Consider the following 24,332-nt stretch of genomic DNA (forward strand, 5'->3'; position numbering starts at 1 on the left):
GTGCGGTTTCGGCCCCTCGGGTGCCCGGTTTACGGGCTTTTGCCGGGGCAGGAACCCCATGATCGGCGAGATGGAGGGCTGAGGGCCGGCGGGGCGGGCGGGCGGGAGGAGCGAGGGGTCAGGCTGCGGCTCGGTCCGGGAGGGGGCGGCGGCGGTGGGACGGGTCGGTCAGCGTGGGCGGGGACCAAGCGCCGTCGGGCTGGTAGAGGTTCGTGCCCGGCGGGACGATCTCGTCGATACGGTCCAGCACCGCGTCGTCGAGCGTCAGCTCCGCCCCGGCGAGCAGCGCGTCCAGCTGGTCCATCGTGCGCGGCCCGATGATGGTCGACGTGACCGCCGGATGCACGGCGGTGAACGCCACGGCGAGCTGCGGCAGCGTGCAGCCAACCTCGTCGGCGAGCGCGACCAGTTGCTCGACGGCGGCGTACTTGGCCGCGTTGCCCGGCAGCGCCGGGTCGAACCGGGCCGGGGTGAGCGCCGGACGGCCGGCGCCGAGGTCGACGGGCCGCCCCTGCCGGTAGCGGCCGGACAGGAACCCGGAGGCCAGCGGGCTCCACACCAGCACGCCCATCCGGTAGCGGCGGCACACCGGCAGCACCGACGTCTCGACGCCGCGCGCCAGGATCGAGTACGGCGGCTGCTCGGTGCGGAATCGGCCCAGCGCACGCCGCTCGGCGACGTGGTGCGCCTCCACGATCTCCTCGGCCGGGAAGGTCGAGCAGCCGAACGCGCGGATCTTCCCGGCCCGGACCAGGTCGGTGAGCACGCCGAGCGTCTCCTCGACGTCCGTGGTGTGGTCGGGGCGGTGCACCTGGTAGAGGTCGATCCAGTCGGTGCCCAGCCGGCGCAGGCTGTCCTCGACCGCACGGACGATCCAGCGGCGCGAGTTGCCGCCCCGGTTGGGCCCCTCCCCCATCGGGAAGTGGACCTTCGTGGCGAGCACCACGTCGTCGCGGCGGCCACGCAGGGCCTTGCCGACGATCTCCTCGGACTCGCCGGCCGAGTACATATCGGCGGTGTCCACGAAGTTGACGCCGCGGTCGAGTGCCGCGTGGACGATCCGGGCGCAGTCGTCGTGGTCGGGGTTGCCGACCGCGCCGAACATCATGGTGCCGAGGCAGTGGACGCTGACCTCGATGCCGGTGCCGCCGAGGACGCGATAGCGCATGTGAGCTCCCTGGTTCGCACCGCGCCGGCCGGATGGCGCGCGGTCCGGACACGGTAGGAGTTCGAGTGCGCTGGAGGTCAACCGTCGGCGGCGGGTTCCGCGCTGCCGGCGAGGTAGCCGGCCGCCTGCAACTCGAACAGCTCGCGGTAGAGCCCGCCCTGGGCCATCAACGTGTCGTGGTTGCCGGACTGCACGAGCCGGCCGTGGTCCATCACGAAGATCCGGTCGGCGTGCCGCACGTTCGCCAACCGGTGGGTGATCAGCACGACGGCCCGGTCCGGGTGCCGCCGCAGATGCTGGAAGAGGGCGTGCTCGGCACGCGCGTCCAGCGCTGCGGACGGCTCGTCGCAGATCAGCAGCCGGGCGTCGCGGTAGAGGCCTCGTGCGGCCACCAGCCGCTGCCACTGCCCGCCGGACAGGTCCTGGCCGTCCTTGAACTGCCGGTCCAGCAGCGTGTCGTACCCGAACGGCAGCTCGCTGATCATGTCGTGCGCGGCGGCGTCGCGGGCGGCGGTCTCCACGCTGGGGCCGGGCCCGTCGGCGCGGTCGTGGCGGCCGACGCGGATGTTCTGCCGGGCGGTGAACGGGAACTTCCACCAGTCCTGGCTCATCACCGCGACCTGGGCGGCGGTCTGCCGTGGGTCCAGTTCGGCGGTGTCCACGCCGTCCCAGCGGATCGTGCCGCCGGTGGGCCGGTAGAGGCCGGCGATCAGCTTGGCGAGCGTGGTCTTGCCGGAGCCGTTCTCCCCCACCAGCGCGATCACCTCACCGCGCCGGAACGTGAGGCTTACCTCGTCGACCGCCGCCGTGTCGGTGTCCGGGTAGCGCAGGCTGACCCGCTCGACGTCGATGCGCGTGAACCCGTCGACGGGCAGGTGCCCGCCGGCTGGGATCCGCCGGGTGGCCCGGTCGAGGAAGTCGCGGTAGTCCTGGTAGTAGAGCGCGTCCTCGTAGAGCGAGTTGGTGGCGAAGATCGCGGTGCGCAGGCTCGTACGCGCGGACTGGAGCGCGAGCAGCGCGGTGGCCGCCGCCGCCAGCGCGACCACGCCGCCCATCAGCAGCCCGCCCAGTACGGCGTAGACCGCGAACGCGGCCACGCCGGTCACCGACAGGCCGAGTCCTCGGGTGACGGTCTGCGAACGGGCCAGCCGGAGCTGGGCCTGGGTCTCGACGGTCATCATCCGGTGGTACTCGGCCAGCAGGAAGTCCCGCATCTGGTAGGCACGGATCTCGGCGGCGGTGTGCCGATCGGCCATCAAACGGGCCAGCAGGTACATCCGGCGGCGACGGGTGATCCAGGCCAGCAGCGCCAGGTACTGCCGCCGCGCCAGTTTGACCGCGGTGACCGCCTCGGGCACCGCGGCGAGCAGCAGGCACGGCAGCAGGACGGGCTGGATGACGGTGACCGCGGCGGCGGTGGCCAGCACACCCACGACCCCAGTCACCAGGTTCACGGTGTGGTCCACGATCGACGCAGCCTCGGCCATGCCCCGATCCCGGGCACGATCCATCTCCTCGGCGAAGCCGGCGTCGTCGAACGCGGCGAGTTCCACAGCGGTGGTCGCCTCGAACAGCCGGAGTTCCACCTGGTAGTTGATCTGCGGGATGAGCCGCGCCTGCGCCCAGCCGGCGGCGACAGTCAGCGCTCCCCGGGCCGTCACGGCGGCGGCCGCGAGCAGGAGCGCGGGCAGGGCCGCCCGGATCCGGTCCGGTGTGGGCCCGTCGGCGAAGAGTTGCCGGAGCACGCCGGTGGTGGCGAGCAGCCCGAAGGTGGTGAGCAGGCCGGCGACCACGTTGAGCCCGATCGAGGCGAGCGTGTCTCGGCGGCTGGTCGCCCAGGCCAGGCCGATGGCCTCGCGGACGAGGGCGGGCAGCCGGCGCGCCACCGACCAGAAGCTGGTGTGGGCGAACTCGGTGGCGCGGTTCATCCAGTGCCCGTCCGCCAGCTCCGGCAGCGGCGTCTCGTCGCCCGCCGCGCTCCCGGCCGGGGCGGGCTCGTCCGGCGGGTGCTCGTCCGTGGGGCGCCGAGGACCGAAAACCGCTGCCATACGCGTCTCCTCCGGTACGCCGACGACTCCGGAGCTTACGTTCCGCAATCGACAGATGTCTCCCCGTGTTCGGCGTGTCGTACAGGCGTCCCAACGGCGTGTCCACCGGGCGGCGGGCGAAAGACCGCCCGCACGGTGGTCGCCGCCGGGTCGCGTCGCGCGCGACCGGTCCGGGTGGCAGGCTTGTGGGGTTCGCCGGCGCAGGCCGGCCGACCGCCCGTCGGGAAGGAGAAGATCGACCCGATGGCTGTGGACGTCACCACCACCGACGAATGGCAGGCGCTGCGCAAGCACGCCGAGGCGATGCGCGGCACGCACCTGCGCGACCTGTTCGCCGCCGACGGGCAGCGGGGTGAGCGGCTCACCGGTGAGGTCGCCGACCTGCACGTGGACTACAGCAAGAACCTGATCACCGACGAGACCGTCGCGCTGCTCGGCGCGCTCGCCGAGCGGGTCGGGCTGGCCGACCGGATCGCGGCCATGTTCGCCGGGCGGCACATCAACGTGACCGAGGACCGGGCCGTGCTGCACACCGCGCTGCGCCTGCCCGCGGACGCCTCGCTCACCGTGGACGGCCAGGACGTGGTCGCCGACGTGCACGCCGTGCTGGACCGCATGTCGGCGTTCGCGCAGCGGGTGCGCTCCGGCTCGTGGCGCGGCCACACCGGCGAGCGGATCACCACTGTGGTGAACATCGGCATCGGCGGCTCCGACCTGGGGCCGGTGATGGCGTACGAGGCGCTGAAGGCGTACCGGGACGCGGGCATCAGCTGCCGGTTCGTGTCGAACATCGACCCGACCGACATCCACGACAAGACCGCCGACCTGGACCCGGCGAGCACGCTGTTCGTGGTGGTCTCCAAGACGTTCTCCACCCAGGAGACGCTCGCCAACGCCGACCAGGCGCGGCGCTGGCTGCTCGCCGGGCTGGACGCGGACGACGACGCGGTGGCCCGCCACTTCGTCGCGGTCAGCACCAACGAGCAGCGGGTCCGGGACTTCGGCATCGACCCGGAGAACATGTTCGGCTTCTGGGACTGGGTGGGCGGACGCTACTCGCTGCCGTCGGCGGTCGGCCTGTCGGTGATGCTCGCGATCGGGCCGGACCGGTTCCGCGAGATGCTGGCCGGCTACCACGCGGTCGACGAGCACTTCCGGTCCGCTCCGGTGGAACGCAACGTGCCGGCGCTGCTCGGCCTGCTCAACGTCTGGTACACCGACTTCCTCGGCGCGGAGACCCACGCGGTGCTGCCCTACTCGCAGTACCTGCACCGCTTCCCCGCCTACCTGCAGCAGCTCACCATGGAGAGCAACGGCAAGTCGGTACGCGTCGACGGCTCGCCGGTGACGTACCCGACCGGGGAGATCTTCTGGGGTGAGCCGGGCACCAACGGCCAGCACGCCTTCTACCAGCTCATCCACCAGGGCACCCGGCTGATCCCGGCGGACTTCATCGCGTTCAGCCGGCCCAACCACGACCTGGGCGACATGCACGACCTGTTCATGTCGAACTTCTTCGCCCAGACCGCCGCGCTGGCGTTCGGGCGGACCCGGGAGCAGGTGGAGGCCGAGGGCACCGCGCCCGAGGTGGTGGCGCACCGGGTGATGGCCGGCAACCACCCGACCACGTCGATCCTGGCGCCGAAGCTCACCCCGTCGACGCTGGGCCAGCTGATCGCGCTCTACGAGCACATCACGTTCACCGAGGCCGCGGTCTGGGACATCAACGCCTTCGACCAGTGGGGTGTGGAGCTGGGCAAGGTGATGGCCAACCAGCTCGCGCCGAAGCTGACCGGGCCGGACCCGGACCTGGCCGACGTGGACACCTCGACCGCCGAGCTGATCCGCCGCTACCGGGCCGAGCGCGGCCGGAGCTGACCGCGTACCCGTGGCGTCCCGCGCGCGACCGGCCGGGACGCCACGGGTCAGCGGCGCAGCAGGTCGGCGTGCGCCGCGCGCAGCCGGATCAGCGCCGGGTCGCCGGCCGGGGCGCGGCGGTCGAGTTCGGCCCACGCCTCGGCCAGCGCGTCGGCCAGCGCCCGCAGCTCGGCGGCGTGCCGCCGGCCGGACTGCTGGTGCAGCTCCTCCAGGCGGCGGGCCCAGCCGGCGCTGATCGCGGCGACCCGTTCGGCGTCGGCGCGCGCCTGCGCGCCGGTGCGGGCGGCGGACGCGGGCACGATCGCGGCGATCGGGCGGGAATCGCCGTCGCGGGTGACGAGGGTGACGGTGTCGGTCAGCTCGGCCAGGGAGACGAGCTGGGTGAGCCGGGTGCGGACCTCGCGCAGCGGCAGGGCGCGCGGCTGCGGGGACCGGTCGGCCAGTGCGGGGACAGCCATGGACACATGTTCACGTCCGGGTACGACAGTTTCGGCGGTCAGGCCGTCCACTCCGGCGCCAGCACCGACCAGACCTCCATGTCGGCGCGGCCCTCCGGCGTCGCGGCGGCCCCGCGCAGGACGCCGTCGCGGCTCATGCCCAGCCGCTTGGCGACGGCGATGCTGCGGTCGTTGCCGGCCTTCGTGATCCACTCGACCCGGTGGATGCCGCGCTCCCGCACCGCCCAGTCGATGATCACGCGCGCGGCGCGGGTGACCAGGCCCTGCCCCTCGGCGCCCGGTTCCAGCCAGCAGCCCGCCTCGCACACCCCGCGCGCGGTGCTCAGCGACACGAACAGCACGCCGCCGACGAGCGTGCCGCGCTGCCAGATGCCCCAGAGGCCGCCGTCGTCGCGGGCCCACCGGTCGGCGTACGCCTGGAGGACCTTGCGGGCCGACTCGGCGTCGGTGGCGACGAAGGACGCGCCGACCCACGGCGAGATGTGCTCGCGGCAGCGGTCGAGGTTGGCCAGGAACTCGTCGGCGTGCCAGGGCGACAGTGGACGCAGCTCCGCGTCGTCGGTGAGGGCGTGGGCGAACATTCGAGGAAGCTAGCAGGACCGTCGCGCTTTTGTCGGTCGGTCCCTCTACGGTCTGCGCCGTGAACGCCGTCCAGACGTACCGATACCTTCAGCCGTCCGCGCTGCGCGCCGCCGGTCTCGATCTGCAGACCTGCGGCGGCCCGGCGGCCAACCCGCGCTTCTTCGCCGGGTTCCTCACCGCCCCGGCCGCGGCGGCGGCCGGGCTGCTCGCCGTCGCCGAGGTGGCCCGCACCCGCTACCACCAGCCGGTCAACCCGGCCAGCCTGGACCCGGTGGTCACCGGCAGCCGGGGCCGCCTGCGGTTCGAGTCGTTCTCCGGCTGCTGCGGGGTGTACGCCCGGATGGACGTCCTGCCGGCCGGGCTGGACGGCGAGATCAGCGGCCACGGCACCACGAACGTGGACGTGAACCCGCCGCTGCGGGAGGCGCTGGCCCGGGTGGGCGGCATCGAGCCGCTGCACGTGGCGGTCGGCCCGGACGACCTGACCGTCTCCACCATGGACGGCTCGGTGGTCGAGCGGAAGGTGCCGCTGCCCGGACGCTGGCTGCGCGGCTTCGCCGAGGTGCACGTGCTCACCGCCGGCTTCGAGCCGCGCGCCGAGATCCCGGCGGCGGAGGCGGCGGCGTTCCTGCGCCGGCTGCCCGCCGCGACGGACCGCAGCGTGCTGTGGGCGGTGCCCGCCGGGCGTACGCTGCGGCTGACCTCCCGGCCGGCGCCGGGCGCGGTCTGCCTGGCCGGCGCGGGCCGGCTCGCGGCGCTGCGCGGCGTGCTGCGCCACGCCCGCACGCTGCGGGTGTACGGCCCGGCGGTGCGCGCCGGATCGCCGGCCGTGCCGAGCACGTGGGAGCTGGACACCGGGGCGCTGCGGGTGTCGCTGACGCTGTCCCCCGAGCCGTACCGGGGGTTCTCCGGCGAGGGCGCGGCGCTGGCGGCGCTCGCCGGTGACGACGTGGTGGACGACGCGGAACTGGTGGGCGCGCTGCTCAACTGGGATCCGACGATCGACGTGGCCGCGCTGGCCGACGCCGCCGCGCTGCCCGACGGGCGGGTGCGTGCCGCGCTCGCCCAGCTGGGCACCGCCGGGCGGGTCGGGTACGACGTGGCGGACGGGGCGTACTTCCACCGGGTGATGCCCTACGACGCGGGCCGCGCGGAGCGGGACAACCCGCGGCTGCTCGGCGCGCGGGCGCTGGTCGAGCACGGCGCGGTCGAGCGCGACGGCGAGGACGCGACGGTACGCACCGACGCCGAGGTCTACCGGGTGCGCCGTCACCCGGACGGCGCATACTCCTGCACCTGTCGCTGGTGGGCGCGGCACCGCGGGCAGCGGGGGCCGTGCCGGCACGCGCTGGCCGTGTCGATGGTCGCGGCGCCGGTGGAGGCGCTGTCGTGACCGGGTTCGTCGAGGCGGTGGTGCGCGGCAGGATGTCCGAGGTCCGCTCCGCCCTGGCCGGGTTGGACGAGCCGGCCCGGCGGGCGCTCGGCGACGAACTGATCGCCGACGTGCGCCGCAGGCGGGACGCCTGGTGGTGGCAGGGCGAGGCGGCGACGCTGGCGGTCGCAGCGGTGGGGACGCTGAGCACGCCGACGAAGGTGGCCGCGCTGCTCGGCCGCCGCTCGGTCTGGCTGAGCGGCGTCGACGCCGTGCCGGTGGTCGACGTGGCCCGGGAACGCGGGGTGACCTGGCTGGCGGACGTGGCGTACAAGCTGGCCGACCGGCTGCCCCGGGACCGGATGCTCGCGGGCTGGCGGTTCGTCGCCGGTCTCCTGCTGGCGGAGAAGGCGCCGCCGCCGACCGGGGACGACTTCGTGCGCGGGTGGGCGGCCGCACAGGGCTCCCCGGCCCCACGCGGGACGCACCCACCCACTGTGGACCGGCTGCGCGCGGACCCGTTCCTGGACGCGCTGCTGCCGCGCCTGTTCGAGGTGGACGGCGTGGGCACCGAACTGGCCCGCGGCGACGGCGCGGGCACGGACGCGGATGCCCTGCCCCGTGCGCTGGCGGCGCTGGCGGCGGAGGGCCGGCTCGACCGCGCTGCCCTGCTCAACGGCGTGCTCGGCCGGCTGCTGCGCGGCGACCGGCCGGCGGCGCTGCGCCCGTTCCTGGCCCTGCACGACCTGCTCGCGCCGACTCCGGACGAGGTGGCGGTGCGGTCGAGCGCCTACCTGCGGCTGCTCGCCGACGGGCCGGGGCCGGTGGCCCGCGCCGCCCAGCGGACGCTGCGGGAGGCCGGTGACGCCGCCGAGCCGGAGGCGCTGTGGGAAACCGCCCGGACGGTGCTGGCCCGGCCGGAGAAGGCGCTGGTCCGGGCACAGTTGACCTGGCTCGACCGGCTGGCCCGGCAGCACCCGGATCAGGCCACGGAGGTCGGCGCGGTGCTCGCCGTGGCGGCCGGTCACCCGGACGCCGGACTGCGCGAGCGCGCGCTGGCGCTGGCGGCGCGGCACGGTCACCGGCCAGAGGCGGTCGCCACCGTGGCCGAGCCTCGTGACGACCTGCCGCCGCCGCTGCCGGCGCCGGCCGCGCCACCGCCGATCGCCGACGTGGACGAGCTGGTGGAGGAGGTGGCGGCGACACTGCGCGGACTGTGGCCGGCCTCGGTGCTGGAACGGGTCATGGACGGGCTGCTGCGGCTGGGCACCCGTGACCGCGACCGCCTCGAGGTCGCGCTGGCGCCGGTACTGCGCCGGGAGCAGGTGGCCGAGTACGAGCACATCTGGGCCCGGTCCGACCCCTCGTTCGAGATCGACCGGCTGCTGCTGTTCGTCGCGCGTATCGGGGACGCCACCCGGCGCCGCGACGGCTGGGCCTCGACGCTGGCTACGGCCGGTGGCGGGCCTGCCGCGGTGGCCTCCGGCCGCCCCGCGCCGATGTGGCTATACCGCCTCCGGCTGGCCGAGGCCGGGCAGCGCCTGGACGGCCGTGACGATCCAGGGCTGTTGTCCGCGCCCACCTCGGCCACCGGGGCGGTCGAACCGCAGGTGCTCTACGAGCGGCTGGCGGCGCTCGGCGACCGGCCGTACTGGAGGTGGGACTACACGCAGGCGTTGTTGCGCCTGCCGGCCGGGGTCGACGAGCCGCTTGCGGCCCGCGCCGAGGCGCTCGGCACGCCGGGCGGCGTCGAGCTGGCGGCCTGGCTGCGCGGCGGTGGCGTGCCGGCGCCGGTGCAGGAGGTGGTGACGGTGGGCCGGCGGGACCGGTCCGGCCGCTACGACTGGAGCTACGACCAGTTGCCGGAACGACGGCGGCTCGTCGCGCTCACCCCACCGGCCGACGTGGACGACCGGTTCGGCCTGCTCACTGTGCGGCCGGCGGCGATCGGCCGCCGGATCTTCGACGCCGGGCACCTGTGGCCGGCCGTCCTGCCCGGCCACCGGGGCGTGGTCGCCGCCCAGGTCCTTCCCGAGCTGGCCATGGCCGCCCAGGAGGACTTCGCCGGGCGTGGGCCGGTCCTGCTGACGCTCGCCGAGTGCACAGGCGCGGGCGGTCCGGCGCTGGACCTGGCCGTGGCGTACGGGCTGTGTGCCCGGCACGAGGCGGACCGGGTCGCCGCGCTCGACGCGCTGCTGCTCCTGGCCGCCGCCGGTGACCTGGACGCGCCGGCGGTGGGCGGGCATCTGGGCGAGATGGGGGCGCAGGGGCAGGTGATCCTCACCCGGGCCGTCACGCCGCTGCGGGACGCGCTGGCGGCGGGCGCCCGGCTGAGCGTCTGGCGGCTGCTCGCCGCGGCGTTGCCGCCGCTGCTGGCCGGGCCGACGCCACCGCGGGGCACGCCGGACCTGCTCGCGCTGGCGGCGGAGGCGGCGACCGCGACGGGCGTCCGGATCGAGGTGCCCGGGCTGGCCGACGTGGTGGCCCGGGGCGGCAGCAGCCGGCTGGTCGCCGAGGCCCGCCGGCTCGCCGCCGCCCTGGCCGCCTGAGTCAGCCGCCCCCGTCGCCGGGCAGGTAGGCGCACAGCGCGTCGAACTGCGCCACGGTCAGGTACGAGGGATTCGCCGCCTGCGGCTGCCGGAGCACCTCGGCCCCGGCCAGCCGCGGGTCGGCGCGCAGCACCTCGCGGCGTACCCGCAGTGGCTCGTCCAGGATCGTCAGGTCCAGCGGCGCGGTCCACGGCTCGCCCGGCGCGCCGGGCTGTGGCGGGGCGGCGATCCGCCCGATGCCCCAGACGCCGTACGGCGTCCGGCCCCGGCTGCCGCTGGCCCAGAACACCACCGGCTGGCCGGCGCGCATCAGGCGTACCCGGTAGCCGGGGCGGACGCACCAGCCGCTCACGCGCGGGTCGGCGGCGAAGCGGGCCGTAAGGTCCACCGCGTCCGCGTTGCCCTTGATCAACCAGGCGCCGAGGTCGTCCAGGGTCACCCGCCGATCGGTCATCAGCCCATTCTGCGGTCCGCCCGGGCGGAGCGCCGGACGACGGGGCGGCGGGCCGGGGCGGTCGTCAGATGATCAGGTGGGTCCAGTAGGTGAGCCAGACCGCGAACAACGCGCCCTGCAGCAGCGCCAGCGCGGCGGTGAGCCAGCCGTCGAGGCCGGGCCGGCGAGCCCAGCGGGCCAGCACGAACGCGACCGGGAACGCGGCGAGCAGGTAGCGCAGGAGGCTCTTGTACACCGGCGGCCCCATCGACAGCGGCACCAGCACCACGACGAGCGTGTAGACCAGGTACGGCCAGTCGGTCCGGCGGCGCAGCCCGACGACCGCCACCACCAGCGTCGCCACCGCGATCCACACCCGCAGCGCGTCGGCCGAGTTGCCGCCGGTCAGCGCGGACACCGCCGTCGCGACGGGGTTCTGCAACCGGATCGCCCAGCCGGTCTCCTGCGCGTGCTGGTAGGCGAACCAGTCCCCGCTCTGCCAGCGGCAGAACGCCATGAACGTCAGCCAGCCCGCCGGCACCAGCACCAGCGGCCAGCCCTCGCGCAGCAGTCGCGGCCACGCGCGCGGGCCGGCCCGCCAGCCGTGCTGGCGGAGCAGCACAAGCGCCAGCGGCGCCACCACGAGGAAGCCGACGGAGCGGCTCATCGCCAGGAAGTAGCCGACCACGCCGACGACCAGCCAGCGGCGTCGTTCGGCGTACCAGAAGGTGGCCAGCGCCAGGCAGACGAACAGGGACTCGGTGAGCGCCGCCTGGAACAGGAACGCCGTCGGCAGGAGCAGCAGGTACCGGACCGCTCGCCGGCCGTCGGCCGGTGCGGCGCCGCCGAGCAGCCGGCCCCCCAGCCGGTACGCGAAGTAGAGCTGCACCACCAGCGCCACGTTGCTGACCAGCAGCAGAGCCCAGGCGGTGTGACCGCCGAGCAGCGGCGCGAGCGGCCGGGCCAGGAACGGATAGAGCAGCGGGAAGCCGAAGTCCGGCCACGGCCGGTCCAGTGGCAGCCGGGCCAGGTGCTCGTAGAGGAACGAGTCCCAGGCGAACCAGAGCGAGAACCAGCGGTGCGACGAGATCGCGTCCTGCTGCTCCCGCATCCCGGTCTCGCCGGCCGGCGGCGCGCCGGGCACCCCGTCCCAGGCGGCCAGCACCAGCACGCCGAGCAGGCTGAGCACGAGCTTCGAGCCGACGAAGACGGCGAACACGAATCCCCACGGCTCGGGCACCCCGCGGACGACCCGGATTCCACGCGACCACCACCGGGTACGCCCGGAGCGCGCCCCGACGGCAGGGCCGGCCGCCCGTTCAGATTCGGCCGACGACGTGGTCGGCGGGATCAGCCGGACCGTGGAGCGCGAGGGCTGGCGCTTCGACATCGGCGGGCACCGCTTCTTCACCAAGGTGTCCCGGGTCGAGGACTTCTGGCACGAGATCCTGCCGGACGAGGACTTCCTGCTCCGGCCGCGAATGAGCCGGATCTACTACCGCGGGGCGCTGTTCGACTATCCGCTCAGCGCCGGGAACGCGCTGCGCAACCTCGGCCTGCTGGAGGCGGCGCGCTGTCTGGCCTCGTACGGCCGGGCCCGGCTGCGCCCGCCGAAGGACCAGTCGCACTTCGAGGGGTGGGTGTCGGCGCGGTTCGGCTGGCGGCTCTACTCGATCTTCTTCAAGACGTACACGGAGAAGGTCTGGGGGATGCCGGCGGACCAGTTGCAGGCCGACTGGGCGGCCCAGCGGATCAAGAACCTGTCGCTGGCCACCGCGATGCGCAACGCGCTGCTGCCCCGGCGCGACCGCACGGACGTGACCAGCCTGATCGAGGAGTTCCAGTACCCGAAGCACGGCCCCGGGATGATGTGGGAGCGCTGCGCCGAGGAGGTCGCCCGACGCGGCGGCACGGTACGCACCGGCGCCTGGGTGACCGAGGTACGGCGGGACCCGGCGGCCCGGCGGGCGACAGCGGTGACGCTCGTCGACGCGGACGGTGAGCGGACCGAGCCGGCCGATCATGTGATCTCCTCGATGCCGATCTCCGCGCTGGTGCGGGCGATGCGGCCCGAGGCGCCGCCCGAGGTGCGGGCCGCCGCCGACGACCTGCGGTACCGGGACTTCCTGACCGTCGCGCTCGTGGTGCCGGAGGAGTTCTCGTTCCCGGACAACTGGATCTACGTGCACGACCCGGCGGCCCGGGTGGGCCGGATCCAGAACTTCGGCTCCTGGTCGCCGTACCTGGTCAAGGACGGGCGGACGTGCCTGGGGCTGGAGTACTTCGTGTTCGAGGGCGACGAGATGTGGCGGACGCCGGACGCCGAACTGGTCGCGTTCGCCACCGCCGAGCTGGAGCGGCTGGGCCTGGTCAAGCCCGGCTGTGTGGAGGCCGGTTACGTGGTCCGGATGCCGAAGGCGTACCCGGTCTACGACGAGCGGTACCAGCGCAACGTCGACGTCATCCGGGGCTGGCTTGCTGCGAACGTGCCGAACGTGCACCCGGTCGGGCGCAACGGCATGCACCGGTACAACAACGCCGACCATTCGATGCTCACCGCGATGCTGACCGCGGAGAACATCGCGCACGGCGCGGAGCACGACGTCTGGACCGTCAACGTGGAACAGGACTACCACGAGCAGCGCAGCCCGTCGCGGCACGGCACCGGCCGGGACGCGCCGGTCGTCCCGGCCCGTCGGTAAGGCGCCGCGCGTGAGGGTGGTCATAACCGCTGGACGGCCGCCCCGGCGGTGCTGCTAGCCTTCTGGGCAGGTCATGAGCGCCAGCGCGAAGCCCCGGCTCGCTGGCCGGCAACCCTCCTCCGCGGTGGGGTGCCCCGGGTGAAGACCAGGCACCGGCAGCCGCCGGTGCAAGCGTGGCCTGGCACCCAGGTCAGCACCAGACCAGGGAGACCGATGTCCGTACCACCCTCCACCCCCTCCGGCGACGTCGCCGCGTACCCGGCCCGCTTCGCGCTGGTCAAGCGCCGCCACGTCGACCTGATGCGGGTGTGCAGCGACGCCTGTCGCCTCGCGCGCTGAGCGAACGCCACCCCCCTCTTTCCGATCCATCCTTCTCCGGCCCGGTCGTCCGTCCGGCGGGCCGGCGCCGACGCGCACCTCCGCGCGTCCATCCACTCTGGAGAGACATCGTGCGTTTCCGTACCGTCCTGACCCGTGCCGCCGCCGTCGGCGCGGCGGCCCTGCTCGCCGTCACCGCGCTCACCGCCTGCGGCGGCGACGACACCGACGCGGCCGACAACCCGTACGGCCTGCTCCAGCCCGGCGTGATCCGCGCCGGAACGCTCACCGACGCGCCGCCGAACGTCTTCCTGAAGGACGGCAAGTTCACCGGCTTCGACAACGAGCTGCTGCGGGCCGTGGCCGCCAAGATCGACCTGAAGGTGGAGTTCGTCGGCACCGACTTCTCCGCCCTGCTCTCCCAGGTCAACAGCGGCAAGTTCGACGTGGGCAGCTCCTCGATCACGATCACCGAGGCGCGCAAGAAGACAGTGGACTTCGGCAACGGCTACGACTTCGGCTACTTCGGCCTGGACGTGCCCGCCGGCTCCACGCTCACCGGCTTTGACCAGCTCGCCGGCAAGCGCGTGGTGGTGGTGCAGGGCACCGTGCAGGACGACTACGCCACCAAGCAGAACCTCGACCCGGTACGCGTGCCCGACTACAACAGCGCGATCAACCAGCTCAAGGCCGGCACCGCGGACGCCTGGATCGCCCCGGCGGAGATCGGCGACAAGTCCGCCGCCGACAGCAACGGCAAGATCAAGGTCGCGGCGAAGCAGCTCAGCCCCACCCCGACCGCGTTCGCCGTGGCGAAGGGCAACGACAAGCTGCGCGAGGCGCTGAACAAGGGCCTCGACGAGGTGATCGCGGACGGCACGTGGAGCCGTCTGCAGGCGGAGTACTACCCGGGGCGGCCGATCCCGGCCGACTTCAAGCCCGGCAGCGGGTCGGTGGCGGCGCCCGCGCCGTCGGCCGCCTCCTGAGCCGGTAACCGAGCACGAGCAGGGCGGACGGAGCGGACATGGACCCACTGAGCACCCTCTGGGAGACGTTCTTCGACTGGGAGTCGATGCGCGAGGCGCTGTCCGAGATGCTGACCGTCGGGCTGCCCAACACGCTCACCCTGGCGGTCTCCGCCGCCCTGCTCGGCTCGGTGCTGGGCATGCTGCTGGCCGTCGCCGGCATCTCGCGTACCCGGTGGTTGCGCTGGCCGGCGCGGATCTACACCGACGTGTTCCGCGGCCTGCCGGCCGCGGCGACCATCCTGCTCATCGGCGTCGGCCTGGCGCCGCTGGGCATGCAGGTCTGGGGCCCTAACCCCTATCCCCTGGGCGTGCTGGCGCTCTCCCTGATCGCCGCCGCCTACCTCGGCGAGATCTTCCGGGCCGGCATCCTGAGCGTGGAGGCCGCCCAGCTGGAGGGCGCGCGGGCGCTCGGCTTCTCCTGGGGCGAGGCGATGCGCCTGGTGATCATCCCGCAGGGCGTACGCCGGGTGCTGCCCGCCTGGGTCAACCAGCTCATCTCGCTGATCAAGGACTCCAGCCTGGTCTACTTCCTCGGCCTGCTGGCCAGCCAGCGGGAGCTGTTCCGGATCGGGCAGGACTACGCCGCGAACACCGGCAACCAGTCCGCGCTGCTGCTGGCCGGGCAGGCCCAGCAGACGCTGGGTGACGCCGAGCGGGCCGAGCGCAGCTGGCAGGAGGCGTTGCAGGTGGCCACCGACGCCGACCTGCCCACCATGCGGGCGTCGGCGATGCGGCGGCTCGGCATGGCCGACTTCATCGCCGGCCGGCTCGGGCAGGCGAGCAGCCGGCTGGCCGCGTCCTATCAGGTCAGCCTGGCCGCCCGGGATCCGCGCGGGCAGGCCTGGTCGTTGCAGAACCTGGCCTGGGTGACCACCACCCGGGGCGACTTCGCCGGCACCGACGCGGTGCTCGGGCGGGCCGCCCGGCTCTTCGCCGAGCTGAAGGACCCGTACGGGCGGGCCTGGCTGCGCGGCACCACCGCGTTCGCCCGGCTGCTCGCCGGACGGCTGCGGGAGGCGTGCCGGATGGCGCGGGTGTTCCTGCCGTTCGGGGAGCGGGTCGGCGAGGCGTGGGCGGTCGGTACGCTGCGCGCGGTCGAGGCGTACGCCACCGCCGAGCTGGGCGACCTGGCCGAGGCGGACCGGGCGGCGCGGCGCGCGTACCGGGACTTCGCCGAGGTGGGCGACGACTGGGGACAGGGCTTCGCGCTCGTGGTGCGCGGCGTGGTGGCGCGCGGGCTGGGCGAGCCGGAACACGCCGCCGACCTGTTCACCGACGCGCTCGAGTACGCCGACCGCACCACCCATCCGCTGCTGACCGGCATGGCCGGGACGCTGCGCGGCTTCGTGGCGCTGGACATGGGCGACCACGAGACCGCCGAGCGGGAGGCACGGTCGGTGCTGACCCGGGTGGAGCCGCACAACCCGCAGGCCCCGGCCCAGGTCGCGCCCCGGGTGCTGCTCGCCATGGCCCGCCTCGCGGCCGGTGACCCGGGCACCGCCGTGGGGCTGCTCGCCCCGGTCGCCACCGGCGCGGCGAACGCGCCCTCGCTGCTGTTCTCCCGGCGGCAGACGATGGCCCGGTACGCCGCCGCGCTGCTCGCCCACGGCCAGCGCGAACAGGCGCTCGACTGGGCGCAGCGGTCGATCACGGCGCCGGCCGAGGACGTGCGCAGCCAGGTGGTGGCGCGGCTGGTGCTGGCCGAGGCGCTCGACGCCTGCGGCCGCCGGGCCGAGGCGCTGACGAACGCGGAGGAGGCGGTACGCCTCGCGTACGCCACCGAACAGCGCAGTGAGCGGATGGTCGCCGACGCGTTGCGGGTCCGCCTCTCCGGCGGCTGATCGCCCGCTGTTCTGACGGTTCCGGGGATGTGTTCGTCGGTGGAGCCGGTTAGCGTGGGCGGCGACAGTCGTGGATCGACTGCCGCCTCCCGGTGCGCGCCTGCGTCACCGGCGGACCACGCTGGGGAGGGACGATGAGGCTGCCGCGCTCGGGCGCCGGCTGGACGATCGCGGTCTTTGGGCTCCTCGCGCTGCTCCTCGGCGCGCTCGGCCTGATCTGGCCGGAGACTCAGCTTCGTCTGCTCGGCTTCGAGGTGCCGGCCGAACGCGCCCCGGGCGACTACACCGGCACGTTCCTCACCGCGTCGTCCATGGCCTCGTTCAACATGGGGGTCTACTACCTGCTCGCCGTCGCCACCGAGTGGCGGCCGTTCTACCGCTTCACTGTCTGGTTCCGCCTGGTCACGTTCACCGTCTTCACCATCGCGGTGCTGTCCGACGTCGCGCCGGACCGGTTCTTCGCGGTCGCCGCGTGGGAAGGGCTGGGCGCGGTCGCGACAGCCGTCGGCCTGTGGTGGGACGCGCGCCGGGCGGGCACCGCCACTGACGACTCCGCGCCGGATCCGGTGCCGGCCACCGATGCGGCCCGCTGAGCGGCCGGACCAGTTGGGTATTTTCGAACCGTGACCGAGACCCCGCCCGGCGCCGTGCGGCTGCCAATCGTGCCCGGTCTGACCGATCTGCAGGTGTTCGCCCGGGGCGGCTACGCCACCATCTACCGGGCCACCCAGATCTCGGTGGGGCGCGAGGTGGCGGTCAAGATCGAGAACCGGACGCTGGACAGCGAACGCGACCAGGCCCGCTTCCTGCGCGAGGCCCGCGCCGCCGGGCGGATGTCGTCGCACCCCCACGTGGTCGACCTCTTCGACGTCGGGGTCACCGTCGACCAGCACCCCTACCTGATCATGGAACTGTGCGACGGCTCGTACGCGGAGCGGATGCGCACCTCGCCGCTGGGCCCGGAGGAGACCCGCGACCTCGGCGTGAAGATCGCCGACGCGCTGGCCCACTCGCACGCGGCGGGCGTGCTGCACCGGGACGTCAAGCCGGCAAACATCCTGCACTCCGAGTTCAACTCGGCGGTCCTCGCCGACTTCGGCCTGGCGGTGCTCGCCGAGTTCCGTGACTCCTCGGTCATGCTGGAGGCGCTCACCCCGGCGTACGCGCCGCCCGAGACGTTCAACCACAGCCCGCCCAGCCCGGCCGTCGACGTCTACTCGCTGTGCGCCACCCTCTACGCGGTGATGTACGGCCGGCCGCCGCGCTGGCACTCGGAACGCAACCCGAGTCTGGTGACCGTGCTGGAGATGTTCCAGCAGCCCATCCCCGGGCTGCCCGGGGTGCCCGGCGAGCTGATCGACGTACTCCGGCTGGGGATGTCGAACGACCCGGGCGCGCGTCCCTCCGCGGTCGAGTTGCGCGGCCTGCTCGCCGGGCTGCCGCTGGACGGCGCCCCGGCCGGCGGCGCGCTCTACGACGGCGCCGAGCGCTACCGCCGTAGCGGCGGCCCGAACCCGCGCCCGCCCGCCGACGACGACCACCCGACCGTGGCGTCGCGGGCCCGCCGCTGGCCCAAGCGCTGGTTCCTCGGCGGCGCCGGGGTGCTCGCGCTGGCGGCGTCGGCCGGTGGCGGCTGGCTGGCCGCCGGTCACACGCCCGCCGCTCCGCCGACCCCGGTGACGAGCGGCGTGGCCGGGGGGCCGGTGCCCGGCTGCGCGTCCGCCGACGTGCGGCTGCCGGCCGGCGCACGGTGCGCTTCCGAGCTGGAGTGCTTCGGTCCGGTACGGCTGCGCCGCGACCGGGCCGAGGCGAGCCGGGTGCCCTGCGACGGCCAGCACACCTGGGAGACGTACGCCGCGGGTGACCTGCCGGCCGGTCTCGCCGGCGCCAAGCACGACGCGGTGGTCGCCGACCCGGCCGTCGGCAAGGTGTGCAACCCTGACACGTTCCGGGTGGTCAGTGGCGCGGACCCGGCGAACGGATGGAACCTCGAGGTGCTGCCGCCGGAGACCGACGCCGACCGCACCTACCGGTGCCTGGCCGGGCGGGGAGTGAACGCGCTCGCCGGGCCCACGCTCACCGGCCGCTGAGCCCTCGGCTCTGCCGCACCGACCTCGGGTCGAGCGTCTCCAGCGTGTCGGCGTCCACCGCGGTCTGCGTCCGCAGGCCGCGTACCGCCCGCGGGTCCAGCGTCTCGAGCGTGTCCGCGTCGACCGGATGGCCGCCGGGGGCGCGCAGGTTCCGTACCGCCCGGGGGTCGATCGCCTCGAGCGTGTCGGCGTCCACTCCGTACCCGGCCTCGGGCAGCCAGGTCTCGGGCGACGGGGTGTGCCCACCACCGCTGACGGGCTGGCGGGCCGCGGTGATCGTCACCCCGGCGATCATGCCCAGCACGACGCAGACCAGGGCCAGCACGACCGACAGGATGCCGGGCGGGCGCCACACCGCGAGGGCCACCACCGCCGCAACCGTCGCCAGGGACGCGACGACGGCCTTCGCCCGCGCATCGGGCTTCGGGAACGATCTCACCCGACAAGCATGGCCCAGCGCGGCAACCTGTCAACCGGCGGACCGAGACGGCTTCCCGTCAGTCACGCTCCACTTCGGAGCGCCAGAAGCGTCGATCGAGCAAAAATCGTTACATCTGTTGGCCGGCTGCCGTATCGCTCCGGGTTGGGAAGCCGCTACCGTGAGCGTCGATCCGGGAGTGGCGAGGCCGAGGTCTCCTCGACCACACCGCCCAGTGACGGACCCCCGGGGTACGGCAGGTGATCGGGCACCCGCCGTACCCCGGGCCCACCTCGGTCAGTAGGACTTGTCCTGGCCGAGGACGTGCTGGGCGACGAAGTTGAGGATCATCTCGCGGCTGACCGGGGCGATCCGGCCCGCGCGTACCGCGCCGAGCAGCGTCGACACGCCGTACTCGGTGGTCATGCCGGCCCCGCCGAGCGCCTGGACGGCGGTGTCGACGGCGAGCGCGGCGGCCTCACCGGCCGCGTACTTGGCCATGTTGCCGGAGATGCCCGCTTCCAGGTCGCGACCCGCGTCGTACAGCGTCGCCGCCTTGTAGATCATCAGACGGGCCAGCTCGACCTGTACCGCCGCGTGCGCGAGCGGGTGCGCCACGCCCTGGTGCGAGCCGATCGAGTTCCCGCCCCACACCTTGCGGGTGGCGGTGTAGTCGCTCGCCCTGTCGATCGCGTACCGGCCGGTGCCGGCGCCCATCGCGGCCACCGTGATGCGCTCCGGGTTGAGCCCGGCGAACAGCGCCGGCAGCCCGGCGTCGAGCGACTCGCCGACGAGCGCGTCGGCGGGCAGCCGGACGTCGTCGAGGAAGAGCAGGAACTGGTTCTCCGGCGACAGGATCTCCATGTCCAGCTTGGACTTCTCCAGGCCCGGCGCGTCGGTCGGCACGATGAACAGCGCCGGCTTCAACTTCCCGGTGGACGCGTCCTCGGTGCGAGCGACCACGAGGACGTGCCCGGCCTCGTCCACGCCGGAGATGTAGATCTTCCGGCCGCTGAGCAGCCAGTCGTCGCCGTCGCGGCGGGCCACCGTGGAGAGCCGGTGGAAGTTCGAACCGGCGTCCGGCTCGGTGATCGCGAAGACGATCTTCTCGGAGCCGTCGGCGAGCCCGGGGAGGTGCTTCTTGCGCTGCTCCTCCGTGCCGTGCTTGCTGATGATCGTGGCGGCGATGGCGGGGGAGACCACCAGGAGCAGCAGCGGGCAGCCGGTCGCGGCCAGCTCCTCGCACACCAGCGCCAGGTCGGTGATGCCGCCGCCCCCGCCGCCGTACTCGGTGGGGATGTTGACGCCCAGGTAGCCCAGCCGGCCGGCCTCGTGCCACAGCTCGGTGGTGTGCTCGCCGGCCTTGGCCTTCGACACGAAGTAGGAATGGCCGTACTTGCGTCCCAGCTCCCGTACCGCATCGCGGAGCTGGTCCTGTTCGGGGGTGAGGTCGAAGTTCACTGGGGGTCCTCCTCGGGGTCCACGACGGCCAGTACGGCACCCGTCTCGACCTGGCCGCCGGCGGGCACCGGCAGTTCCGTCACCACGCCGTCGGCGGGGGCGAGCACGGGATGTTCGAGCTTCATCGCTTCGAGCGTCAGCAGCAGGTCACCGGCGGCGACGCGCTGACCGACCTCGACGTGCACCCGGGTGACCGCCCCGGGCAGCGGCGCGAGCAGCGACCCGGCCGCCAGCTCCGCGGTGGGCAGGGGCAGGCGGGGCAGCTCGGTGAGGCTCGCCGCCCCGTCCGGGCCGTCCACGAAGACCGACGACCCCACCCGGTGTACGCGGAAGGCCCGCCGAACCCCGTCGACGTCGAGCACCACCCGGTCCGGGGCGGCTGTCACCAGCTCGACCACCGGCAGCTCGGTGTTAACAGGGGACCCTTCCTCTACCGGATCCGTTAAGAGGGGGCCCTTCCTTCCCCACTCGGCGAGGGCGCCGGTGCGGTCCAGGCGGTAGTGGACCTCGATCTCCTCGTCGCCCGGGCCGGTGAACCGGGTGACCTGCGGGAAGGAAGGCACGTTGCGCCAGCCCGACGGCAGCCCGGCCAGCACCGGGGCGGCGGCCCGGCGCGCGGCGGCAGCGGCCAGGGCGGCGGCCAGCGCCACCACCGGAAGCTGCTCGGCCGGCAGCAGCGGCTCGAACACCTCCGGGTGCCGGTCCAGGAAGCCGGTGTCGACGTCCACGGCGGCGAACTCCGGGCTGCGCAGCACGCGTACCAGCAGGTCCCGGTTGGTGGCCACGCCATGCAGCTCGGCGCGGGCCAGCGCGCCGGCCAGGGCGCGGGCCGCCTCGGTGCGGGTGGGCGCCCAGGCGACGAGCTTCGCCAGCATCGAGTCGTAGTGCACGCTCACCGTCGAGCCGTCCACCACGCCCGAGTCCAGGCGCAGCCCCCGGGCCGGACCGAACTCGGCGGCGACCCCGGGGATCGCGAACCGGTGCAGCGTGCCGGTGGCCGGACGGAAGCCCTGGGCCGGGTCCTCGGCGCACAGCCGTACCTCGATGGCGTGGCCGTCGGCCGGCGGCGTGGTGGTGACCGGCAGCGGCTCGCCCTCGGCGACGAGCAGTTGCAGCCGTACCAGGTCCAGCCCGGTGGTCAGCTCGGTGACCGGGTGTTCCACCTGGAGGCGGGTGTTCATCTCCAGGAAGTGCACCTGCCCGTCCGGCGCGAGCAGGAACTCCACTGTTCCCGCGCCGACGTAGTCGACGGCCCGCCCGGCGGCCACCGCCGCCTCGTGCAGCGCCGCGCGCACGTCGTCGGGCAGCACGCCGGGCGCCTCCTCGACGATCTTCTGGTGGCGGCGCTGGATCGAGCAGTCGCGTACCCCGAGGGCCACGACGGTGCCGTGGGTGTCGCCGAAGATCTGCACCTCGACGTGGCGGCCGCGTTCCACGTACCGCTCGATGAAGACCGTGCCGTCGCCGAACGCCGCCGCCGCCTCGCGGCGCGCGCCCGCGACGGCCTCGGCCAGCCCGGCCGCGTCGTGGACGATCCGCATGCCCCGGCCGCCGCCACCGGCGGCGGCCTTGACCAGCACCGGGAAGGCGGTGACCTCGGCCGGGTCGGTCCAGGTGGGCAGCATCGGCACGCCCGCGTCGGCGAGCAGCGCCTTGGCGGCCATCTTGTCGCCCATCGCCGCGATCGCCTTCGCGGACGGCCCGACCCAGGTCAGACCCGCGTCGGTCACCGCCGCCGCGAACTCGGCGTTCTCGGCCAGGAAGCCGTAACCGGGGTGGACGGCGTCCGCGCCGGACCGGCGGGCCGCGTCGAGGATGGCGTCGATGCGCAGGTACGTCTCGGCCGGGGTGTTGCCCGGCAGCCGTACCGCCTGGTCGGCGTCGGCGACGAACGGCGCGTCGGCGTCCGCGTCGGAGTGCACGGCGACGGTGGCCACGCCGAGGGCGCGGCAGGTGGCGAAGACCCGGCGGGCGATCTCGCCCCGGTTCGCAACCAGAAGCTTGGTGATCATTTGAGTACGCCCCCTACATCCGGAAGACGCCGAAACCGTCGGCGCCCTTCACCGGTCCGTTGTGGATCGCCGACAGGCACAGCCCGAGGACGGTACGGGTGTCCCGGGGGTCGATCACCCCGTCGTCGTAGAGCCGCCCGGACAGGAACAGCGCGCCGGACTGCGACTCGATCTGCTGCTCGACCATCATCCGCATGGCGGCGTCGGTGTCCTCGTCGTACTCGCGGCCCCGGGCGGCGGCGGCCTGCCGGGCCACGATGGACAGCACCCCGGCGAGCTGCGCCGGGCCCATCACCGCCGACTTCGCGTTCGGCCAGGTGAACAGGAACCGCGGCTCGTACGCCCGGCCGCACATGCCGTAGTTGCCGGCGCCGTAGGAGGCGCCCAGGTTGACGGTCAGGTGCGGCACCTTCGAGTTCGACACCGCGTTGATCATCAGGGCGCCGTGCTTGATGATGCCGCGCTGCTCGTACTCGGTGCCGACCATGTAACCGGTGGTGTTCTGCAGGAAGACCAGCGGTGTGTCCGCCGCGTTGGCGAGCTGGATGAACTGCGCGGCCTTCTGCGCCTCCTCGCTGAACAGCACGCCACGGGCGTTCGCCAGCACACCGACCGGGTAGCCGTGCAGCTCACCCCAGCCGGTCACGAGCGCGGTGCCGTAGCCGGGCTTGAACTCGTCGAACGCGCTGTCGTCGAGTACCCGGGCCAGCACCTCGCGCGGGTCGAACGGCACCTTCAGGTCGGCGCTGGCGATGCCGAGCAGCTCCTCCGGGTCGTACCGGGGTGGCAGCGGATGGGGGTTGCGGGGCGGCGGGCCCTGCTTGCGCCAGTTGAGCCGGCGGACGCACTGCCGGGCCAGCCGGATCCCGTCGCGCTCGTCCTCGGCGAGGAAGTCGGCCAGACCGGACGTGGTGGCGTGCATCGCCGCGCCGCCCAGCGACTCGTCGTCGGTGACCTCGCCGGTGGCCATCTTCACCAGCGGCGGCCCGGCCAGGTAGACCTGCGAGCGGTCCCGGATCATGATGGTGAAGTCCGACATGCCGGGCACGTACGCGCCACCGGCGGTGGCGTTGCCGAAGACCACGCTCACCGTCGGGATCCGCTGCGCCGACAGTCGGGTCAGGTCCCGGAACACCCGGCCGCCCGGAATGAAGATCTCCGCCTGGGTGGGCAGGTCCGCCCCGGCCGACTCGACCAGGTTCACCATCGGCAGCCGGTTCGCCGCCGCGATCTCACCCGCCCGCCGGGTCTTCGCCAGCGACCACGGGTTGATCGCGCCCCCGCGTACCGTCGGGTCGTTCGCCACGATCAGGCACTCGACGCCCTCGACCACGCCGATGCCGGTCACGGTGCTGGCGCCGACCGGGAAGTCGGTGCCGAACGCGGCCACCGACGACAGCTCCAGGAACGGGCTGTCCGGGTCGAGCAGCAGCTCGATCCGCTCCCGCGGGAGCAGCTTGCCGCGACCGTGATGGCGGGTCACGTACTTCTCGCCGCCACCACCCCGGGCCTGGTCGAGCGCCGCCTCCAGTTCGGCGAGGCGTTCCAGCAGCGCCTCCCGGTTGGCGGTGAAGGCGGGCGCGGACGGGTCGATCGTGCTCTGCAGAACTGTCGTGCTCACAGGCCCATGCCCTTCGCGATGATCTCGTTCATGATCTCGGTGGCGCCGCCGCCGATGCCGAGCAGCCGGGCGTCGCGGTAGTGCCGCTCCACCTCGGCGTCACGCATGTAGCCGAAACCGCCGTGCAGTTGCAGCGCCGCGTCGACGACGAAGTCGCACGCGGACACCGCCACGTTCTTCGCGATCGCCACCTCGGTCACCACCGGCTGCCCGGCGGCGACCCGCTCGGCGACCTCGTGCACGTACGCCCGGGCCGCCTCGGTGCGGGAGTGCATCTCGGCCAGCCGGTGCCGCACCACCTGCCGCGAAACGAGCGGCCGGCCGAACGTCTGACGGTCCCGGCACCACCGCAC

At 73.8% G+C, this 24,332-nt stretch carries 19 protein-coding genes, 2 pseudogenes and 1 riboswitch; of the genes and pseudogenes, 10 read left to right on the forward strand and 11 right to left on the reverse strand.

Translation table 11 applies throughout. The annotated features are described in order from the left end of the window. Positions 1–118: 118 nt before the first annotated feature. Positions 119–1,168 carry an aldo/keto reductase gene (locus KBX39_RS01915; protein ID WP_210868873.1) on the reverse strand — a complete coding sequence of 350 codons (1,050 nt, stop codon included), beginning with the start codon at positions 1,166–1,168 and terminating at the stop codon, positions 119–121. Positions 1,169–1,245: 77 nt separating this feature from the next. Beyond that, the gene (locus KBX39_RS01920) at positions 1,246–3,216 is read right to left on the reverse strand and encodes an ABC transporter ATP-binding protein (RefSeq protein WP_210868875.1); all 1,971 of its coding nucleotides are present in this window, start codon (positions 3,214–3,216) and stop codon (positions 1,246–1,248) included. Positions 3,217–3,459: 243 nt separating this feature from the next. Here KBX39_RS01920 and pgi point away from each other — a divergent pair, with 243 nt between their 5' ends. Next, positions 3,460–5,094, forward strand: a complete 1,635-nt coding sequence (gene pgi, locus KBX39_RS01925; RefSeq protein WP_064446469.1) for a glucose-6-phosphate isomerase — start codon at positions 3,460–3,462, stop codon at positions 5,092–5,094. A 47-nt stretch (positions 5,095–5,141) separates the two neighbouring features. Here pgi and KBX39_RS01930 read toward each other — a convergent pair whose 3' ends face one another. Together KBX39_RS01930 and KBX39_RS01935 are read right to left on the reverse strand one after the other, a co-directional pair. Then, positions 5,142–5,552 carry a type II toxin-antitoxin system Phd/YefM family antitoxin gene (locus tag KBX39_RS01930; protein ID WP_210868877.1) on the reverse strand — a complete coding sequence of 137 codons (411 nt, stop codon included), beginning with the start codon at positions 5,550–5,552 and terminating at the stop codon, positions 5,142–5,144. Positions 5,553–5,590: 38 nt separating this feature from the next. Continuing rightward, positions 5,591–6,133 carry a GNAT family N-acetyltransferase gene (locus KBX39_RS01935; protein ID WP_043323469.1) on the reverse strand — a complete coding sequence of 181 codons (543 nt, stop codon included), beginning with the start codon at positions 6,131–6,133 and terminating at the stop codon, positions 5,591–5,593. A 59-nt stretch (positions 6,134–6,192) separates the two neighbouring features. Here KBX39_RS01935 and KBX39_RS01940 point away from each other — a divergent pair, with 59 nt between their 5' ends. After that, positions 6,193–7,527: an SWIM zinc finger family protein gene (locus tag KBX39_RS01940; protein ID WP_210868879.1), complete on the forward strand. Its 1,335-nt coding sequence runs from the start codon at positions 6,193–6,195 to the stop codon at positions 7,525–7,527. Next, on the forward strand, positions 7,524–10,055 hold the full coding sequence (locus tag KBX39_RS01945; protein ID WP_210868881.1) for a DUF6493 family protein: 2,532 nt from the start codon (positions 7,524–7,526) through the stop codon (positions 10,053–10,055). The genes KBX39_RS01940 and KBX39_RS01945 overlap by 4 nt, the downstream gene beginning before the upstream one ends. Position 10,056: 1 nt before the next feature. Here the strand turns inward: KBX39_RS01945 and KBX39_RS01950 are convergent, their stop codons facing one another. Next, a complete protein-coding gene (locus KBX39_RS01950) occupies positions 10,057–10,509 on the reverse strand; it encodes a hypothetical protein (protein WP_210868883.1) in 453 nt (150 codons plus the stop codon). A 64-nt stretch (positions 10,510–10,573) separates the two neighbouring features. Continuing rightward, positions 10,574–11,728, reverse strand: a complete 1,155-nt coding sequence (locus KBX39_RS01955; protein ID WP_312245515.1) for a hypothetical protein — start codon at positions 11,726–11,728, stop codon at positions 10,574–10,576. Between the two features lie 97 nt (positions 11,729–11,825). Between KBX39_RS01955 and KBX39_RS01960 the strand changes: the two genes are divergently transcribed. From KBX39_RS01960 to KBX39_RS01985, 7 genes and pseudogenes are all read left to right on the forward strand, one after another. Then, a complete protein-coding gene (locus tag KBX39_RS01960) occupies positions 11,826–13,190 on the forward strand; it encodes an NAD(P)/FAD-dependent oxidoreductase (RefSeq protein ID WP_312245517.1) in 1,365 nt (454 codons plus the stop codon). 69 nt (positions 13,191–13,259) lie between these two features. Then, a riboswitch (SAM riboswitch) is annotated at positions 13,260–13,370 on the forward strand. Between the two features lie 33 nt (positions 13,371–13,403). After that, positions 13,404–13,529, forward strand: coding sequence for a hypothetical protein (locus KBX39_RS33735; RefSeq protein ID WP_255358569.1), 126 nt, complete (start codon positions 13,404–13,406; stop codon positions 13,527–13,529). 110 nt (positions 13,530–13,639) lie between these two features. Beyond that, a complete protein-coding gene (locus KBX39_RS01965; RefSeq protein WP_064445686.1) occupies positions 13,640–14,494 on the forward strand; it encodes an ABC transporter substrate-binding protein in 855 nt (284 codons plus the stop codon). A gap of 107 nt (positions 14,495–14,601) precedes the next feature. Then, a pseudogene (locus tag KBX39_RS34210) lies at positions 14,602–15,117 on the forward strand (amino acid ABC transporter permease); the annotation flags it as partial. Continuing rightward, positions 15,118–16,377: pseudogene (locus tag KBX39_RS01975) on the forward strand (adenylate/guanylate cyclase domain-containing protein); the annotation flags it as partial. A 134-nt stretch (positions 16,378–16,511) separates the two neighbouring features. Further along, positions 16,512–16,970 carry a hypothetical protein gene (locus KBX39_RS01980; RefSeq protein ID WP_043327862.1) on the forward strand — a complete coding sequence of 153 codons (459 nt, stop codon included), beginning with the start codon at positions 16,512–16,514 and terminating at the stop codon, positions 16,968–16,970. Positions 16,971–17,000: 30 nt separating this feature from the next. Continuing rightward, entirely contained in the window at positions 17,001–18,467 is a 1,467-nt protein-coding gene (locus KBX39_RS01985) for a serine/threonine-protein kinase (protein ID WP_064446801.1), read from the forward strand. On the opposite strand, the gene KBX39_RS01990 is transcribed toward KBX39_RS01985, so the two are convergent. The 5 genes from KBX39_RS01990 to KBX39_RS02010 all read right to left on the reverse strand — a co-directional run. After that, positions 18,454–18,906 carry a hypothetical protein gene (locus KBX39_RS01990; protein WP_043327863.1) on the reverse strand — a complete coding sequence of 151 codons (453 nt, stop codon included), beginning with the start codon at positions 18,904–18,906 and terminating at the stop codon, positions 18,454–18,456. The two genes, KBX39_RS01985 and KBX39_RS01990, sit on opposite strands and share 14 nt — an antisense overlap. Before the next feature lie 276 nt (positions 18,907–19,182). Next, on the reverse strand, positions 19,183–20,346 hold the full coding sequence (locus tag KBX39_RS01995; RefSeq protein ID WP_043327864.1) for an acyl-CoA dehydrogenase family protein: 1,164 nt from the start codon (positions 20,344–20,346) through the stop codon (positions 19,183–19,185). Further along, complete coding sequence (locus tag KBX39_RS02000) at positions 20,343–22,358, reverse strand: biotin carboxylase N-terminal domain-containing protein (protein ID WP_209963590.1); 2,016 nt, start codon at positions 22,356–22,358, stop codon at positions 20,343–20,345. Before KBX39_RS02000 ends, KBX39_RS01995 begins: the two co-directional genes overlap by 4 nt. Before the next feature lie 13 nt (positions 22,359–22,371). Further along, positions 22,372–23,979, reverse strand: coding sequence for an acyl-CoA carboxylase subunit beta (locus KBX39_RS02005; RefSeq protein ID WP_069088221.1), 1,608 nt, complete (start codon positions 23,977–23,979; stop codon positions 22,372–22,374). Beyond that, positions 23,976–24,332, reverse strand: a 357-nt coding sequence (locus tag KBX39_RS02010; protein WP_210868885.1) for an acyl-CoA dehydrogenase family protein, incomplete at its 5' end; no start/stop codon positions are given. The genes KBX39_RS02010 and KBX39_RS02005, both read right to left, overlap by 4 nt.

It is taken from the genome of Micromonospora sp. D75 (assembly GCF_018070405.1).
Taxonomy (GTDB): domain Bacteria; phylum Actinomycetota; class Actinomycetes; order Mycobacteriales; family Micromonosporaceae; genus Micromonospora; species Micromonospora chalcea.

What these genes read in the sequence shown, in the direction of transcription:
- KBX39_RS01915 (WP_210868873.1), bottom strand. Translation starts at nt 1,168, where the DNA reads ATGCGCTATCGCGTCCTCGGCGGCACCGGCATCGAGGTCAGCGTCCAC.
- KBX39_RS01920 (WP_210868875.1), bottom strand. Translation starts at nt 3,216, where the DNA reads ATGGCAGCGGTTTTCGGTCCTCGGCGCCCCACGGACGAGCACCCGCCG.
- pgi (WP_064446469.1), top strand. Translation starts at nt 3,460, where the DNA reads ATGGCTGTGGACGTCACCACCACCGACGAATGGCAGGCGCTGCGCAAG.
- KBX39_RS01930 (WP_210868877.1), bottom strand. Translation starts at nt 5,552, where the DNA reads ATGGCTGTCCCCGCACTGGCCGACCGGTCCCCGCAGCCGCGCGCCCTG.
- KBX39_RS01935 (WP_043323469.1), bottom strand. Translation starts at nt 6,133, where the DNA reads ATGTTCGCCCACGCCCTCACCGACGACGCGGAGCTGCGTCCACTGTCG.
- KBX39_RS01950 (WP_210868883.1), bottom strand. Translation starts at nt 10,509, where the DNA reads ATGACCGATCGGCGGGTGACCCTGGACGACCTCGGCGCCTGGTTGATC.
- KBX39_RS33735 (WP_255358569.1), top strand. Translation starts at nt 13,404, where the DNA reads ATGTCCGTACCACCCTCCACCCCCTCCGGCGACGTCGCCGCGTACCCG.
- KBX39_RS01980 (WP_043327862.1), top strand. Translation starts at nt 16,512, where the DNA reads ATGAGGCTGCCGCGCTCGGGCGCCGGCTGGACGATCGCGGTCTTTGGG.
- KBX39_RS02000 (WP_209963590.1), bottom strand. Translation starts at nt 22,358, where the DNA reads ATGATCACCAAGCTTCTGGTTGCGAACCGGGGCGAGATCGCCCGCCGG.